Genomic DNA, 16,056 nt, shown 5'->3' on the forward strand with positions numbered 1-16,056 from the left:
AGAAGAGGTGGTCAGGCCTCTTCCAGACACAGTTCAAAGGTGATGCAGACGGGATTGTCGCCGCGCTCAAGATCGCCGCGGGTGATGCCGCCTTTGGTATCGACCATGGTGATCTCTATGCGGGTCCTGCGGGCATCTGCCGAAACAAACCCGCCGGTGATGAAGACTTCCGTTGCAATATCGTCGACGCGGGTTCCATCGGCATATCGGGCGCCGATGAGGCTGCCGACGCCGCCGCGCAGATGCGCCCCGGCAAAGCCATGCTTGCGGCAGATTGCTTCCAGCGCGCCGGTGATGTCTTCGTTCGGGCAGACGCGGGCGATGATTGTTCGCGGGCCGGTGTCCTCGGCCGCAGGTTCGCTGACCGGCACGGGATGGAAAATGGTGAATGCGGTTTCCGCATCCGGCTCCGACACCATGCGGATGGTCTCGACGCCCCAGACCGTGGCGCGGACTGGCTGGCTGACGATTGTCTCATGCGGCAGGATATGACCGGCGCAGCGCCTGCCATCCGGTTCGATCCAGGTGGCGTGGCAATGGATGAACGCTGCGCCATCCCGCTCGCCAAAGGTGACATTGCCCCGCTCCATCAGGGTTTCACCCGCCGGTGAGAAGGTGTCGCTGTACCATGCCGCATGAAGGCCATCGGTCGAGAGTGCCGGCATGAGGTAATGAAAGGGCGCGAAGGCGCCGCCTTCGATGACAAGCGATGCGGCGCGCAGATTGGCAGTGGCCAGCGGGGTGGCAATGGCCTCGTTGAGGCTGAGACCCGGCTGGAGCTCAAAGCTGAATCTACGCCCGGTCCCGGCGAAACTCTCGAACCGCTCCGCCGCCGCCGGGCCGGGTTGTTGCAACTGGCGGTCAGGCACCGACCACCGCCGAACAGCTCTGTCCGCCATCGACGGGCAGGCAGACGCCCGTGATGAATTTTGCCTCGTCGGACGCAAGGAAGACGGCGGCATTGGCCACGTCGAACGCGCTGCCCATCTGCCCCAGCGGAACAAGGCGGTTGCGCGCGGCGACCATCTCTTCATTCGAGGCATAATTGCCGGAAATCTGCTTGTAGATCAGCGGCGTATCGATCATGCCGGGCATGATGCAATTGGCGCGGATGCCGTGCGCTGCGTATTGCAAGGCAAGCGCCACCGTCGCCTGATTGACTGCACCCTTGGCCGCGTAATAGGCGAAATAGGGATAGCCGGTCCAGCGAATGGCGGCCAGCGATGAAATATTGACGATCGCACCGGATCTGCGCGCCCTCATATGCGGCAGGACGGCCTTGGCGGTGCGGAAAACCGAGCCGACATTGATATCAAGCGACATCCGGAATTTTTCGTCATCGAGGTCTTCCGGTCCGCCCGCTGTGGCGACGCCGACATTGTTGTGCAGAATGTCGATCCGGCCATGGCGCTTGATCGTGGTCTCCACGGCCGCTGTGACGGACGCGGTGCTGGTGACGTCCGAGGTAACAGCCATGGCGGAAAGGCCCTCCGCCGCGATAAGTGCTGCCGTTTCCTCGGCGGCTTCCTGTTGCAGGTCGATGCAAATGACGGTTGCACCTTCGCGGGCATAGGCGGCGGCGGCAGCCTTGCCGTTGCTCCATCCGGGGCCGGACGAGCCCGCCCCGAAAACCATGGCGATTTTATCTTTCAGTCGTTCAGTCATTACAGGAAGCCAATCGAAATCCACGGGACGGCAGCCACGAGAATGATGCCGAGAATAAGGGCGGCGAGATAGCCCCAGATGGGCCGCATGCCCTCGTCGGGATTGACCCGGCCAATGGCGCAGGCGGCGTAATAGCCGACGCCGAAGGGCGGGGCGAAAAGGCCGATACCCATCGAAAGGATCACGACCATGGCGTAGTGCACCTCATGCACGCCGACCTGCCGGGCAATGGGAAACAGCAGCGGGCCGAAAAGCACGATGGCGGGTATGCCTTCCAGAACGCTGCCGAGAATGATGAACGCGACAATCGAAACGGCAAGGAATGTGATGGGGCCGCCGGGCAGGCCCGTCATGGCGGCGGCGAGTTCGCGCGAGAAACCGGACTGCGTCAATGCCCAGGCCATGCCGGTCGCCGCGCCGATGATCAGCAGGATGGCGCCGGAGAGCGAGGCGGTGTCCACCAGCATGGGTTTCAGCCGTGCCCAGTCGAATTGCCTGTAGATGAAAAGCCCCGCCACGATGGAGTAGACAATGCCGATGGTCGATACTTCCGTCGCCGTCGCCACACCCTCAACGACGGAAGCTCGGATGATGAAGGGAAGCGCCAGGGCGGGCAGGGCGATGACAAAAGCCCGACCGATCTGCCGCCCGGTAGCGCGCGTGACATGCGACAGGTCCTCATGGCGGTAGCGGCGCCAGACGACGAAACACAGCATGACGGCCAGGACAACGCCGGGTAAGAGGCCGCCGGTGAACAGGGCGGCGATGGACACGCCGGTGACCGAGCCGATGGTGATGAGCACGAGGCTGGGCGGAATGGTTTCCGTCTGCGCGCCGGTGGCCGAGAGCAGGGCGACCAGATCGCCCGGCTTGGCGCCGCGCGCCTTCATTTCCGGAAACAGCACCGGCGCGACCGCGGCCATATCGGCGGCCTTGGCGCCCGATATGCCGGAGACGAGGTACATCGCGCCGATCAGCACATAGGAGAGGCCGCCGCGCACATGCCCGAGGAGGCTTGCCAGAAACTGCACCATGGCACGCGCCATGCCGGTCATTTCGATGAGCACGCCGAGAAACACGAAGAGCGGCACGGCGAGGAGAATGAGGTGCGACATGCCTTCGTCCATGCGGCCGATGACCACGATCATCGGCACATTCGTCGTCAGGGCGAGATAGCCGAAGGTGGCAAGGCCGAAGGAAAAGGCAATGGGAACGCCGCTGAGAACGAGGGCCGCAACGACGCCGACGAAGAAGATCAGCAGATTGATGTTGCCCAGCGGCTTCAAGGAAGGCCCGAGCAGCCAGAAGACAAGTGTCAGCACGCCGATAAGGGCAATCGCCGTCACGACATGCCGCAGGTTCGATACCTGAAACAGTTTGATGAGCGCCGAGACGATCATCAATCCGGCGCCAACAGGCAATGCCGCCGCGCGCCATGCATTGGTTATCTCCAGCGCCGGCGTGGTGATGTAGGTTTCCTCATGCGCGTAGTCATAGGCGGGATAGACGATGAGCAGGAGAAATGCCATCGCCCCGACAATGGCGATAACGTCGAAAAACGCCCGGCGCTGCGGGTTCATCATGCCGACCAGCGCCGTCATGCGCATGTGCTCGCCGCGCCGGAATGCCACCACCGCACCCAGCATGGCGAGCCACAGGAACAGGATCGATGCCAGTTCATCCGACCAGATCAGCGGCTGATGCACGACATAGCGGGCGATGATGCCCGCAAACAGGATGACCACCTCGGCAACAACGAGGACTGCCACGGGAAACTCGACGAGATGGCCAAGCAGCCGGTCGAGTTTCGACGCGATGGAATGGTCATTGCGGGGCGGGGGAGAAAGAATGCTTTCGCCCTCCGCCGCCACGGCGCCTTCGGTCAGTCTGAGCCCTGCCATCGGGTTCGCCCCTATGCCAGCTGGCCGACGACTTTTTCCAGAAGACCCCAGGCCTCCTCGCCATACTTGCCCTTCCATTCGGAATAGAAGCCTGCCTTGCGCAGGGCATCGCGGAAGGGCACCGGGTCCGGCGTGTTGAATTCAAGGCCCTTGGTTTTCAGATCGGCCTGCAGGGTTTCGGTGAGCTTGGCCACATCGTCGCGTTCGGCAAGACCGGCGGCATTGATGTGCTTGGCAACGACGGTCCTGATATCGTCGGGCAAAGCTTCCCAGGCGCGGCGGTTCGACAGGAACCAGAAACCGTCCCACATATGGCTGGTCAGGGAACAGTATTTCTGCACTTCATAGAGTTTGGCCGTCGAAATGATGGCGAGCGGGTTTTCCTGCCCCTCGACAACTTTGGTCTGCAGCGAGGAGTATACCTCGTTGAAGTTGATGCTGGCGGGCGATGACTGGAAAGCGGTGAACATGGAGGTCCACAACGGGCTGACGGGAACACGGATCTTGAAGTTCTTCAGATCATCCGGGGCGACGATCGGCTTGGTGCTCGACGTGATGTGGCGGAAGCCGTTGTCCCAGATCTTTTCCATGGCGACCAGATTGGATTTCTCGATCTGCTTGCGCACATGGGCGCCGAGATCGCCATCCATCGCCTTCCAGACGGTGGCGCTGTCAGGGAAGGCAAAGCCGATACCATTGATGGACGCGGCCGGAACGAGGGTCGACAGGATCAGGCCGGAAAGCGTGAAGAACTCCACCGCGCCGGAGCGGAGCTGGCTGAGCGTATCCGTATCGGAGCCAAGCTGGCTCGACGGGAAGATCGACAGCTCGAAGCGTCCGCCGGTCTCCGCCTTGATCTTGTCGGCGGCTTCCTGCGCCCGGATGTTCATCGGGTGGGACACCGGCAGGTTGTTGGCGTACTTATAGGAAAATTCCGCCGCATGCGCCGGACGGCGCATGATGAAGGGGCTGGCAACAAGGGTTGCCGCGGTGCCGGCCAGGACCTGGCGGCGTGACAGATTGTTCATGTGATTCCTCCCGAACAGCGTGGCGCATCCCACGGACCTCATTGAACAGATGCAACCTCCATTGCGCCAATTCAAATCACAGGTCCATATTGTAGAATGCATTTCCTCCTTGAATTGGATAAAACCATAAACAAATACTGGCATCTTGCAATAATTTTTATGCCATAGTTCAATAGATCAATAAAATGATCCACAATATGGATCAAAATGCGTGTGGGAGAGCATGGAAGAAAAGATGACGGCACCCGCCAGTCTCAACGGATCGCAAAGTGTCGACAGGGCACTCGGACTTCTCAGTCTTGTCAGCTATTTCGGCGATCAGGGCGGGTCGCTGAGCGAGATTGTCGAGCAGGGCGGCCTCAACAAGCCGACAACACGGCGGCTGCTGCTCGCGCTCATCCGCTCGGGGCTGGTCGAACAGGATGCGCAGACCCGGCGTTATTATCTCGGACAGGAAGCCTATGTGCTGGGAACGCTCGCCACCCGCCGATATGGCCTGTTGCAGATCACGCGCGATAGCCTCAGCATCCTCTCCGCCAAGACGCAGGATACCAGTTTTCTCTCCATCCAGCGCGAGACCTACGCCGTGTGCCTGCACCGGGAAGAGGGCACCTATCCCATCCGCACCCATGCGCTGCAGGCGGGCTACCGGCATCCTCTCGGCGTCGGCGGCGGTTCCCTGGCGATCCTTGCAACGATGCCGGATGACGAGATCGAAATCATCCTGGCCGCCAACGAGACGGTGCTGCTTGCCGATTACCCCAATCTTCCGCCGTGGCAGATCAGGGAGGATATCGCGGCAACGCGGGAACAGGGTTTTGCCCTTAATCCGGGACGTATTCTGGCCAATTCCTGGGGCATCGGCGTTGCGATCCATTTTCCCGATGGAAGGGCGGCCGGGGCGTTGAGCATCGCGGCGATCGACAGCCGCATGCAACCGGCGCGCCAGCAGGAACTGGCGGAACTGATGCGCATCGAGGCGAAAAAGATCGAGGCGCGGCTGGCCCATCTGCAGCCGCTCAACGACCGGCCGAAACGGGCACCGGCGGCTGGCGGGAAATCCAGAGCAAGACCCGAACGGATGAAAGCATGAGCAGCAAGGATGCGGCCGGGATGACAGCCATGTCGAAACGCGTGATGAACCTGTCGGGTTTCCTGGCGCAGACCGCGCGCCGCCTGCCTGAGGAAACGGGTTTCGTCTGGGGTGAGAAAAGCTGGAGCTGGAGCGCGCTGCAGCGGCGTGTCGATGCCATGGCTGCGGCACTGCACAGCGAATTCGGTGTCGTCAAGGGTGACCGCATTCTGATCCAGTCGCAGAACTGCAATCAGATGTTCGAATCGATGTTCGCCTGTTTCCAGCTGGGCGCCGTCTGGGTGCCCGCGAATTTCCGCCAGACGCCGGATGAGGTCGCCTACCTCGCCAAGGCGAGCGGAGCCAAGGGCATGATCTGCGGCCACCTCTTTCCCGATCATGCCGCGGCAAGCCGGGACATGAATCCCGGTCTCGCCTTCGTCATTGCCATCGGCAAGGCGGATTTCGGCGACGATTATGATGATATCGTCGCCCGCTTTGACGGCGCCAAGGTTGCCACCGCCTCCGTCGATCATGACGATCCCTGCTGGTTCTTCTTTACATCGGGCACGACGGGGCGGCCCAAGGCGGCTGTCCTCACCCATGGCCAGATGGCATTCGTCATCACCAATCATTTGTGCGATCTGATGCCCGGCACCACGGAAAAAGATGCTTCGCTGGTGGTTGCGCCGCTGTCGCATGGTGCGGGTATTCACCAACTGACCCAGGTGGCACGGGGGTCGAAGACAATCCTGCTCCCGACGGAGAAGTTTGACGTTGCCGAGGCGTGGCGGCTGGTCGAGACATGGCGCGTGACCAACATGTTCACGGTGCCGACGATCCTGAAAATGCTGACAGAACACCCGTCCGTGCATGAGCGTGACCATTCATCCCTGCGCTATGTGATCTATGCGGGCGCGCCCATGTACCGGAGCGACCAGATTCATGCGTTGAAAACGCTTGGGCCGGTGCTCGTGCAGTATTTCGGCCTCGGCGAGGTGACCGGCAACATCACGGTGCTGCCGCCTGCCTATCATACGACGCAGGATGGTCCCGATGCACGGATCGGCACCTGCGGCTTTGCGCGGACCGGCATGCAGATCGCCATTCAGGACGACACCGGCCAGGAGGTCAAACCGGGCGAAACCGGCGAGATCTGCGTCATCGGGCCGGCGGTGTTTGCGGGCTATTACGATAACCCCGACGCCAATGCGAAAGCCTTTCGCGATGGCTGGTTCCGGACCGGCGATCTCGGCCACATGGACGAGGCGGGTTTCGTCTATATCACTGGCCGGGCGTCCGACATGTACATCTCCGGCGGTTCCAACGTCTATCCGCGCGAGATCGAGGAAAAGATACTCACCCATCCCGATATCAGCGAGGCGGCGGTGCTGGGCATTCCCGATCCGGTGTGGGGTGAGGTCGGACTGGCGGTCTGTGTTGCCCGCTCCGGCAGCGCGCCGGATGGCGAGGCTGTCATGGCGTGGCTGAACGGCAAGATGGCGCGCTATAAACTGCCCAAGCGTTTCATCTTCTGGCCGGATATGCCCAAATCCGCTTACGGCAAGATCGCCAAGAAGCTCATCAGGGAAGAACTGATCCGGCGGGGTGAGCTGGACAGCTGAGTTCATTCCAGCATCCGCGCCTTCACCAGATAGCGCATCGGCCCCGGCGTCGCGGCATTGAATGGCCAGCAGGTGGCAAGAACCAGATTCTTGCCGCCTGCATTGGTATCGATGCCGGATTGATCCCAGCGAACGACAGAGGTTTCCGTGACCTGATAGGTGAAAACCTTGCCGTCCCGCCGGGTAATGCGGACCGCATCGCCGATCTGCACGTCCTTCAGAAAGGCAAAATGCGTGTCGCGGTGTGCGGCGTAGACTGCCGTACCGTTTTCGCCGGCTTCGGCGCTGCGGTTGACATGGCCGGGACCGAAGGCCAGAGCCTGTCCGCTTGCCCCGTGCAGGGCGATGGAGGTTTCGCCAATGCGCGGAAACTCAAGCCGCGCAACCGGCCAGGTATCCGCCCATGACCAGGGCTTCACAGACTGACCGGTTTCGATGCTCCGGGTGAAGGCGCGGTCGAGAAGTACCTGCGCCACCATGGCTTTCGCGTGAATCCACAGGCCCTGGCTGAGCAGTATCAGGCCAACCAGAGCCATCACAGCCATTCCTGCCCGGAGGGCAGGGCGGAAAACCGCCCTGCCTTTCCACTCGGAGATGCCGTGCCGTGTGTTGATCGCGCGCATCATGCGTTCCCCCTTGTCTTGCGGGTGATGAAGAACAGCCCGGCGCTGGCGAGGAGCAGCATCAAACCGGCGATCATGCGCAGTTCCGCGTCGGTCGCCGTCTGCGGCAGGGGCAGTTCATCGGCTGGAGCCTGCTGAATAACCGGCTTCTTGCCTGCCGCCAGTTTTGCCAGCTGGATGTCCGAGCCGTTGTCGAGGCTGGCCTTGCGCGATGCCTGTTCACCGAACACCTTGTCGAAATCCCAGCCTGCCGGGAGATTGAGCGGGACGTCGGCGCGGGTCAGCGGCTTGTCCTGCGCCCGTGACGGGGTCTTGTCGACGGCAACCAGACTGGTCAGGCGTGAGACGAGACTGTTTTCAAGGGCGAGTTTCAGGATGCGCTTGTCGGCTTCGTCACGGCTGATCTTGCCAAGGGTGCTTTCGACTTCCGCGTCGGAAATCTTGCGGCGGGCCCAGAGCTTTGACAGGCCTTCGCCTTCCGCGGCCTTGGCAACCGGCAGTGTAACCTCCCATGGCTGCGTGCCGATCATGCCCTTGACTGTCAGTGTGCCGGAGAGCGAACCGAGCCTGGCGGCAATGACGAGCGGCTCGCCGCGGTAGAGATCAGGCAGGATGGCGGGTGTCACATCGGCATTGCCGGCCGAGAAGGTGGCGCTGAGGTTGGTAATGACAGGGCTTTCAAGCTTGGCAAAGAGCGAGCGCATGCGCTCATCGACCTGATCCGTCGAGCCGATGGAGGTGAAGGTGCCACGGCCAAGTTCAGCGGCGCGGTTCATCAGATAGTTGTTGGGAGCCGAGCCGATGCCGACCATGAAGACCCGCGAACGGCCGAGCCTCGCGGCAATGGTATCGAGCAGTTGCTGTTCGTTGCCGATGGCGCCGTCGGTGAGGAACACGATCTGGCGGACAAAGGACTGATCATTGGGGCGCCGGTCGTTAAGGGCTGCTTCCAGCGGTGCAAGCATTTCCGTGCCGCCGGATGCTTCGAGGTCACCGACAAACTCGCGGGCGGTGGACACGTTTTCGCGATCGGCGGCAACGGTATCCTGGAACAGCGAGGTCATGGTGTCGTCGAAGCGGATGACGTTGAAGCGGTCAGCGGGCTTGAGACGGCTCAAGGCATAGTCAAGGCTGGCCTTGGCCTGATTCATCGAGGTGCCGCCCATCGAACCGGAATTGTCGATGACAAAGACGATTTCGCGCGGGCGCTGTTCCTGCTTCTGTTGGGCAACCGGCGGCGTGACATAGGCGAGCGCATAGTCATGCTTGCCGACCGTTTCGCGGAACAGGCCGACAGCGGGTGCCTTGGCATTTTGCGGCTTCCAGGTCAGTTCAAAGTCACGGTCGGCGTGGTTGTCGCCTGCCAGCGCGATGACCTGCGTCTGGGCATCGATGGTTTCGGTGTTGACGGCATGGTGATGGCTCTTCACCTCGCCCAGGGCAAATCCAGCCTGCAGGCGGACCTTGATGCTGACCGGGTTGACCGGGGCATTGACGCGCGGATCAAGCACGGGCGGTGTGATCTTGCTGCGATCGGCAACCGGATCGGCCGTAGTGCCCCAGCCGGAACCATCGGCCGCGAGGTCTGCGGTCTGCGTGATCGGTGCAGGATTGTAGCGCGGAGCGACAACCAGCGGTACGCGCAGCGAGAATTCGTCGCCGGACAGGCGCACGGGCTCCTGATAATCGATCTGGACAACAACCTGCTCGTGCGGGCCGATATTGGCGACGGAATTGGTGAAAAGATTCGGCCGCTGCTGCTCGATCAGGCTGGCTTTCCGGCCGGATGCCTTCGCTGTTTCATAGATGGCCTTGGCTTCCTTCTTTTCCTTGATATCACCGACGATGACGCGCTTGCCGACAACCATTTTCAGCGCATGCACTGCACTGTCTTCCGGCAGCGGATAGGCATAGACCGCCTCGACCCAGCCATTGGACGGGTTGCTGAATATCTGGGTGATGCGGGCGCGTGCCGTCGGGCCGCTGACGACGATGTCAACATCCGTGGCGACGCGCGGCGCTTCGACGTAGCGGCTGGCTTCCGCGCTTTTCAGCAGAAGCGTGCCGGATTTGACGTCATCAAGGGTGACAAGCGGCGATTGGGCGGTTTCGGCATGCGCCGTTACCAGGCTGAAAAAGAATATCGCGAGCGCAATGAATGGCAGACCAACGATGTTGATCAACCAGAGTGCCTGGCAGGTACGGCGCAGCCAATGGGGCATGGCTTGGGGAGATTGCTGGGTATGGAAGGTTGCGGTTTTCATCGGGAAAGCTCCTGTTGGTGCTCCCATCGGGAAGCTTTCCCCATTTCATACACGGGCCTTTTTGCCGCCAGCGTAAGCTTCGGGAATGTTCCGCACGGCCCCGTCACGAGAGGTCTTGCTCCCGACGGCCTTGTGTGGATATGTGAAGGAATGTACGTGATTTGACGGGAGCGGGGATATGGCCGGGGACATCGACAGTCAGTTATCGGAGCGGCAGAACCAGGCCGTCGCCACGAAGATCCGTGAGGAAATGGCGCGGCGCCGGGTTTCGCGGCAGTATCTGGCCGACCAGGCGAAGATCAGCCTGTCCACCCTGGAAAAGGCGCTTTCCGGCCACCGGCCGTTCACACTGGCAACCACGATCCGGCTTGAAGAGGCACTGGGCATGCGCCTGCGCGCCGCTGATCTGCATGATAGCCCGGTTGCGGCAAACAATGGACATGCCAGTGAGGAATTCGGCGCCTATTCCCGTGCGGCTGTGGGATGGATCGAGGGGAGGTACCTGACGTTGCGGCCGTCCTTTGGCGATCCGAAGGCGATCTTTGCCTATTGCACCGAGATCGGCTGGAACGATGCCGCGTCCAATCTGCGGTTCATCGAAAAGGAACGGCTCGATGCGGCCTTTACCCAGCAGGGGACGGTAGCGATCCCGAATCTTTCCGGGCACATCTACCTCGCCACGAACACGTCGGGCCAGCATCGCCTTGTCATCGTGTCCCGCCCGTCCATTACGGGTGAAATGTACGGCATCCTGACCACATTGCAGGCCGGGCGCGGCGCGCAATTGACACCCGTTGCGGCACCCATAGTGCTGATACCGATGGCATCCATGCCGGGCGCGCAGTTCGGGCGCATTACGCCCGATCACGACAGCTACGCGTCTTATCTCGCCTATCTCAAACGCACGGTGGAGGAGCCGTTTGCCGTGTTCCTCCCCGGGCCTGCCGTTTCCGGTTAGGTCCGCATCGACTTGCTGCGCACGTCGAGCCAGACGGCGAAGAGAATGACGATGCCCTTGAAAATGAGCTGGTAGAAATAGGGGACGGCCAGCATGTTCATGCCATTGTTGATGACGCCGATGATGAGCGCACCGAGAATGGTGCCGACCATGGTGCCGACGCCGCCGGCAAGGCTGGTGCCGCCAAGCACGACCGCGGCAATCGCATCGAGTTCATAGCCCATGCCAGCATTGGTCTGGGCCGAGGAAAGGCGCGAGGACAGGAGGATGCCGCTGATGGCTGCCATGACGCCTGAGATCATGAAGATGATGATCTTCAGCCGGTCGACGCGGATGCCCGAATAGATCGCCGCCTCGCGATTGCCGCCGGCCAGATAGGCGCGGCGGCCGAAGATCGTGCGGGAGAGAACGATGTGGTTGATGGCAAAAAGCGCGATGACGATCCAGATGATGATGGGAAGGCCAAGCCAGCTTTCGCTGCCGATGGCCAGCCATGTCTCATTCTCGATGGAGGCGGGGGCGCCGTTGGTCGGCAGGCTGACAGCACCGCGATAGATGCCCATGGTCGCAACCGTGACAATGAAGGACGGCAGCATGAGTTTTGCCGACAGGACGCCGTTGAGCCCGCCCATGATGGCGCCCGCCGCCAGCGTGATCAGCACGGTCGGCGCAAAGCCAAAACCCATGGAGAAAGCCTGCGCGGCAACCATGCCCGCCACGGCGATGATCGAGCCGACCGAAAGATCAATGTCGCCGAGCAGGATCACATAGGTCATGCCATAGGCGGCCACTGCAATCACAGCCACTTGCTGCATGATGTTCATAAAATTGTTGAAGGCGAGAAACCGCGGGCTGATCGAAGAGAAGACCAGGCACAGGATGATCAGCGAGATGACGATGCCACCATATTGCCGGATGAGGGGGGAAGCCAGAAGCGCCTGCTTCGTCTCGGTCGAATTGGTCATTGGTGTATTCCTGCTGCATAGGTCATAACGGTTTCGGGGCTGAGGCCCTGCGCATCCAGCGTTTTTGCCACGCGTTTGTCGTGCATGATGACGAGCCGGTCACTGAGGCCAAGCACTTCGGGCAACTCCGACGATACCATCAGGATCGCGGTCCCGGCGGCTGCAAGCTCGCGGATGATGCGGTAGATCTCGAATTTCGCACCGACATCGACGCCGCGTGTCGGTTCGTCAAGAATGAGTATCTTGGGCTGCGTCTGCAGCCATTTGGCAATGACGATCTTTTGCTGGTTGCCGCCGCTGAGCGAACCGGCAGGCGTTTCGATCGACGCGGTCTTGATGGCAAGGCGCAGGACTTCCGTCTTGGCTGCCGCCCGTTCGCGGGCCGGGCGGGTAAAGCCGAACTGTCCGGCCAGCTGGCCCAGCGCGACCATGTTGATGTTGCGCTCGACGCTGTGCTGCAGCACCAGCCCTTCTTCCTTGCGGTTTTCCGTCACGAACGCAATGCCGTGCCGTATCGCGTCGGCCGGGGAGCGCAGATGCACGGGATTGCCGTTGAGGCGGATCGTCCCGGCTGGTTGCCCGAAACCGAACAAAGCCTTCATCACATCGGAACGTCCGGAGCCGATCAGGCCGAAGAGACCGACGACTTCCCCCGGCCGCACGTCCAGCGAGACATTTTCAAATTTCCCCGCTTCAGAGAGGTTTTCAACCGCAAGCACGGGAGAGACGGCTGATGAGGGGCGTTCCACGAGACGCGGCGGGTAAATGTCCTTCATCTCCCGCCCGACCATCAGGGCAATCAGGCCTTCGATGCTCGTGTTCTGCTTCTCCGTCGTGGCGACAAAGGAGCCGTCGCGGATCACCGTGATATCATCGGAAATCCGCATGATTTCCTCCATGCGGTGCGAGATATAGATGATGGCCGTTCCCTTGGCCTTCAGGCGTTCGATGATGGTGAAGAGAATTTCCGCTTCGCTGTCGGACAGTGAGGATGTCGGCTCGTCCAGGATGACCACGTCGGCGGGACGGCTGAGCCCCTTGGCAATTTCCACCAGCTGGCGCTGGGCGATGGACAGATCGCCAACCTTGGTGCGCACATTGACGGGCAGGCCGAGGTCCTCAACGATCCGCGCCGCCTGTGCGTTGAGATCGCGCTCCTTGATGAAGCCGAACCGGTTGGGTTCATGCGTCGCCAGAATGTTTTCGGCGACCGACAGGTTGCGGCAGAGGCTGAGTTCCTGGAACACGATGCTGAGGCCCAGCACCTTTGCTTCGATAGGGTTTTTCGGCGCATAGGGCTCGCCGCGCAGCGTGATCGATCCCGATGTCGGCTGGAACAGTCCGACGAGAATTTTCATGAGCGTGGATTTGCCGGCACCGTTCTCGCCCAGCAGCGTATGCACACGCCCGGGCCGCACGGAAAGGTTCATGCGCTTGAGCGCCGTCACGGGACCGAAGGTCTTGGCGATGTCCTTGATTTCAAGCACAGGTGCGTTGGATGAAACGGCCATGAATGACAATCCTTACCGCAGGTCTTCCTGAACTGCCACCCGCGAGGCGGTCCTGCGCGGGCGGCACTGTTGATTGTTGACGTTGGCGGGGGGTTACTTTTCTTCGCCAGCCTTGGTCACAACGCCCGGGACGATCGGCTGCTTGGCTTCAACGGTCTCGCCCTTGATGACCTTGCCGGCGGTCGCAACCGCAACCTTGCCCATCTGGTCGGGATATTGCGCGATCACGCCGACCATGACCGGATCGTTCTTGACCGCATTGCGGGCTTCTTCCATGCCGTCGAAGCCGATGACCTTGACCTGGTCCTGGAGCTTTGCCGACTTGACGGCCGAGGCAGCGGCAAGCGCCGCATCGTCACCGAAGCCGAAGATACCGACGACATCGGGGTTCGCCTGCAGGATGTTCTGGGCGGCGGCAAGCGCCTCGGGCCGGGTGATGCCGGTCTGGATGGAGACGATCTTGATATCGGGATGCGAAGCAATCGCCTTCTTGAAGCCTTCGACGCGATCAACCACGGACTGCACTGTCGGATAGTCGATGACGGCGACGTTGCCCTTGTCGCCGATCTGCTTGGCCATCAGTTCGCCGGCCTTGACGCCGCCGGTATAGTTGTCGGTGCCGACATGCGAGGTAACTTCAACGCCCTTGGCTGGAACGTCGACGGTGATCACCTTGATGCCAGCCTTCTGTGCCTTGGCGATGGCGGATTTCACGCCCGTGCTGTCCACGGGCGAAATGATGATGACGCTGACGCCCTTGGTGATGAAATCTTCCACATCGGCGAGCTGCTTGTTCAGGTCCTGATTGGCAATCGCGATTTCAAGCGGCAGGTTTTCCGCCTTGGCTTCCGCGGTCATTGACGAAGCGAGCGAGATATAGAACGGATGCTGCTGGGTGAGCAGCGAAGCGCCGATACCTTCGGCAAAGGCGCCGGTGGCCATCAGTGCGGCGGCGCCAGCAAGAAGCAGTTTGGTAAGATGGGTACGGATCATTGTTCCCTCCAGAACAGTTGTTTTCTCGAAAGCCGGCAGATGGGCATTGGCGATACACAACCGGATACTGCATGGCTGTTCTGCCGTGCTTCGTCCGTTGGCGATGGCCGATGCTCCTCCCACCTTTGTCCGCCGCATGGATGTTCAATTTATATTGCTGTGTCAATATAAAAATTTGCGCGCGTAAAGTTTATTGCAGAAAGATGGTCCGCATTCGCCACTGCATTTATTCGTTTGATGATGGCTGCTTGATGTCAGGCCCATCATTTCGCGGGGTGTGATCGCGCAAGAGATAATGGGACGCAAGGAGCACCGGCTCCAGGATGACCACGCCGAACAGGATGCCCGCAAGCCGGTCGATACCGGGTTCCAGCGCGGCGCTGGTATAGGTGTCGGGCACGAGAACGACAAGAAAGGCGAGGACGAACTGCGTTCCGATATAGCTGATGGAGGAGTTGCTGTTTTCGATATGCCGCCCGACGAGAACACCGATGCACACGCCAAGCGTCATGAGCACGGGCGAATGGTGGCTGCCGAGCAGGATGATCGTGGCGATGAGGCCGCCGACGCTGCAGCCGACAAAACGCAGCACCAGCCGCGATGTGATTGGGTTCAGCACGCTTGCCGCCAGGCTGCTCACCGGAATCATCATCACGGCCATGATGGTAATGCTCGACTGGCTAAGGGAGGTGATGCCCGTCCACAGCCATATCCATGGGATCAGCCCCAGAGCGACTGCAGCCTGCAGCGCATGCTTTGCGGCGCCTCGGTGCCAGACCACCGAGTGCCTTATCGCAGTCTGGGCCGGTGTTTCCCGGGATTGCCGCGGCAGCCGGCGTCTTATGGTAAAGGTTGATACCGCGCTGACGAGAATGCAGGCGAGGGTGCCCGCAAGGATTTCAACAAGGCGCGACTGGGCAAATGGCAGCACCGATTCCGATGGATGTTTCATGCCGTCGATCAGCACCATGCAGAATGTCAGCCCGGTGAACAGCCAGGCATAGCTGCGTTTTCCGACGAGGGCGAAATAAAGGGTGACGCCGCCGATAATGACGAGCGACAGGCTGAGAAGGAACGGCGTGCCGATGACAAGCGGGGCCAGGGCCAGAGCGGCACCCGCACCGGCCGATGTGCCGATGATGCGCAGAATGCCGCGGGTGAGGCTTTCCGATACATGCGAGCGCATCACCATATAACCGCTGAATGCCGCCCAACCGACGTTTTTCGCTCCAAGAATGTGTGCGAAGATGATGGCGAGGAGCACGGATATGACGCACTCGAATTCATCGACCATCCGCGGTCCGGGCCTTGCCAACGACCGAAGTTCCCGCAGGCTTGCGGTTGCAAAAACAGTAAGGCTGGCTGTGGCTTGCCGCAGATAGTTCATTGTTTGCTTCTACCGGTCTTGCGGCCAGCTGTCGATGTTTCGATTCCCCACGCAAGACGCGGCT

At 61.1% G+C, this 16,056-nt stretch carries 13 protein-coding genes; 3 read left to right on the plus strand and 10 right to left on the minus strand.

The features are described from left to right. Positions 1 to 11: 11 nt before the first annotated feature. The 4 genes from C5750_RS08800 to C5750_RS08815 are packed head-to-tail and all read right to left on the minus strand — an operon-like array spanning position 12 to position 4,594. Positions 12 to 869: a PCC domain-containing protein gene (locus C5750_RS08800; RefSeq protein ID WP_245421048.1), complete on the minus strand. Its 858-nt coding sequence runs from the start codon at positions 867 to 869 to the stop codon at positions 12 to 14. Continuing rightward, positions 862 to 1,665 (minus strand): SDR family NAD(P)-dependent oxidoreductase, encoded by an 804-nt coding sequence (locus C5750_RS08805; RefSeq protein ID WP_105733488.1) that lies wholly within the window; start codon positions 1,663 to 1,665, stop codon positions 862 to 864. The genes C5750_RS08800 and C5750_RS08805 overlap by 8 nt, the downstream gene beginning before the upstream one ends. Beyond that, positions 1,665 to 3,566, minus strand: a complete 1,902-nt coding sequence (locus tag C5750_RS08810) for a TRAP transporter large permease (RefSeq protein ID WP_105733489.1) — start codon at positions 3,564 to 3,566, stop codon at positions 1,665 to 1,667. The genes C5750_RS08805 and C5750_RS08810 overlap by 1 nt, the downstream gene beginning before the upstream one ends. 11 nt (positions 3,567 to 3,577) lie before the next feature. Beyond that, the gene (locus C5750_RS08815) at positions 3,578 to 4,594 is read right to left on the minus strand and encodes a TRAP transporter substrate-binding protein (protein ID WP_162800198.1); all 1,017 of its coding nucleotides are present in this window, start codon (positions 4,592 to 4,594) and stop codon (positions 3,578 to 3,580) included. A 223-nt stretch (positions 4,595 to 4,817) separates the two neighbouring features. On the opposite strand from C5750_RS08815, the gene C5750_RS08820 reads away from it, so the two are divergent. Together C5750_RS08820 and C5750_RS08825 are read left to right on the plus strand one after the other, a co-directional pair. Further along, a complete protein-coding gene (locus C5750_RS08820) occupies positions 4,818 to 5,687 on the plus strand; it encodes an IclR family transcriptional regulator (RefSeq protein ID WP_105733490.1) in 870 nt (289 codons plus the stop codon). Continuing rightward, a complete protein-coding gene (locus tag C5750_RS08825) occupies positions 5,684 to 7,291 on the plus strand; it encodes an acyl-CoA synthetase (RefSeq protein WP_105733491.1) in 1,608 nt (535 codons plus the stop codon). The genes C5750_RS08820 and C5750_RS08825 overlap by 4 nt, the downstream gene beginning before the upstream one ends. Positions 7,292 to 7,293: 2 nt before the next feature. Here C5750_RS08825 and C5750_RS08830 read toward each other — a convergent pair whose 3' ends face one another. After that, on the minus strand, positions 7,294 to 7,914 hold the full coding sequence (locus tag C5750_RS08830; RefSeq protein ID WP_105733492.1) for a class GN sortase: 621 nt from the start codon (positions 7,912 to 7,914) through the stop codon (positions 7,294 to 7,296). Further along, positions 7,914 to 10,136 (minus strand): marine proteobacterial sortase target protein, encoded by a 2,223-nt coding sequence (locus tag C5750_RS08835; protein WP_425350443.1) that lies wholly within the window; start codon positions 10,134 to 10,136, stop codon positions 7,914 to 7,916. The genes C5750_RS08830 and C5750_RS08835 overlap by 1 nt, the downstream gene beginning before the upstream one ends. A 220-nt stretch (positions 10,137 to 10,356) precedes the next feature. On the opposite strand from C5750_RS08835, the gene C5750_RS08840 reads away from it, so the two are divergent. After that, a complete protein-coding gene (locus C5750_RS08840; protein ID WP_105733494.1) occupies positions 10,357 to 11,136 on the plus strand; it encodes a helix-turn-helix domain-containing protein in 780 nt (259 codons plus the stop codon). Here C5750_RS08840 and C5750_RS08845 read toward each other — a convergent pair. The 4 genes from C5750_RS08845 to C5750_RS08860 form a co-directional block, all read right to left on the minus strand. After that, positions 11,133 to 12,101 carry an ABC transporter permease gene (locus C5750_RS08845; protein ID WP_105733495.1) on the minus strand — a complete coding sequence of 323 codons (969 nt, stop codon included), beginning with the start codon at positions 12,099 to 12,101 and terminating at the stop codon, positions 11,133 to 11,135. The two genes, C5750_RS08840 and C5750_RS08845, sit on opposite strands and share 4 nt — an antisense overlap. Beyond that, the gene (locus C5750_RS08850; protein WP_105733496.1) at positions 12,098 to 13,612 is read right to left on the minus strand and encodes a sugar ABC transporter ATP-binding protein; all 1,515 of its coding nucleotides are present in this window, start codon (positions 13,610 to 13,612) and stop codon (positions 12,098 to 12,100) included. Before C5750_RS08850 ends, C5750_RS08845 begins: the two co-directional genes overlap by 4 nt. Positions 13,613 to 13,705: 93 nt before the next feature. Next, the gene (locus tag C5750_RS08855) at positions 13,706 to 14,605 is read right to left on the minus strand and encodes a substrate-binding domain-containing protein (RefSeq protein ID WP_105733871.1); all 900 of its coding nucleotides are present in this window, start codon (positions 14,603 to 14,605) and stop codon (positions 13,706 to 13,708) included. Between the two features lie 226 nt (positions 14,606 to 14,831). Next, on the minus strand, positions 14,832 to 15,992 hold the full coding sequence (locus C5750_RS08860; RefSeq protein ID WP_105733497.1) for an FUSC family protein: 1,161 nt from the start codon (positions 15,990 to 15,992) through the stop codon (positions 14,832 to 14,834). Between the last annotated feature and the right edge of the window lie 64 nt (positions 15,993 to 16,056).

This window comes from Phyllobacterium myrsinacearum (assembly GCF_002980555.1).
GTDB classification, from domain to species: domain Bacteria; phylum Pseudomonadota; class Alphaproteobacteria; order Rhizobiales; family Rhizobiaceae; genus Phyllobacterium; species Phyllobacterium myrsinacearum.

Coding starts and splice junctions, on each gene's coding strand:
- C5750_RS08840 (WP_105733494.1), top strand. CDS start 10,357: ATGGCCGGGGACATCGACAGTCAGTTATCGGAGCGGCAGAACCAGGCC.
- C5750_RS08845 (WP_105733495.1), bottom strand. CDS start 12,101: ATGACCAATTCGACCGAGACGAAGCAGGCGCTTCTGGCTTCCCCCCTC.
- C5750_RS08850 (WP_105733496.1), bottom strand. CDS start 13,612: ATGGCCGTTTCATCCAACGCACCTGTGCTTGAAATCAAGGACATCGCC.
- C5750_RS08805 (WP_105733488.1), bottom strand. CDS start 1,665: ATGACTGAACGACTGAAAGATAAAATCGCCATGGTTTTCGGGGCGGGC.
- C5750_RS08830 (WP_105733492.1), bottom strand. CDS start 7,914: ATGCGCGCGATCAACACACGGCACGGCATCTCCGAGTGGAAAGGCAGG.
- C5750_RS08860 (WP_105733497.1), bottom strand. CDS start 15,992: ATGAACTATCTGCGGCAAGCCACAGCCAGCCTTACTGTTTTTGCAACC.
- C5750_RS08815 (WP_162800198.1), bottom strand. CDS start 4,594: ATGAACAATCTGTCACGCCGCCAGGTCCTGGCCGGCACCGCGGCAACC.
- C5750_RS08825 (WP_105733491.1), top strand. CDS start 5,684: ATGAGCAGCAAGGATGCGGCCGGGATGACAGCCATGTCGAAACGCGTG.
- C5750_RS08855 (WP_105733871.1), bottom strand. CDS start 14,605: ATGATCCGTACCCATCTTACCAAACTGCTTCTTGCTGGCGCCGCCGCA.
- C5750_RS08835 (WP_425350443.1), bottom strand. CDS start 10,136: ATGCCCCATTGGCTGCGCCGTACCTGCCAGGCACTCTGGTTGATCAAC.
- C5750_RS08810 (WP_105733489.1), bottom strand. CDS start 3,566: ATGGCAGGGCTCAGACTGACCGAAGGCGCCGTGGCGGCGGAGGGCGAA.
- C5750_RS08820 (WP_105733490.1), top strand. CDS start 4,818: ATGGAAGAAAAGATGACGGCACCCGCCAGTCTCAACGGATCGCAAAGT.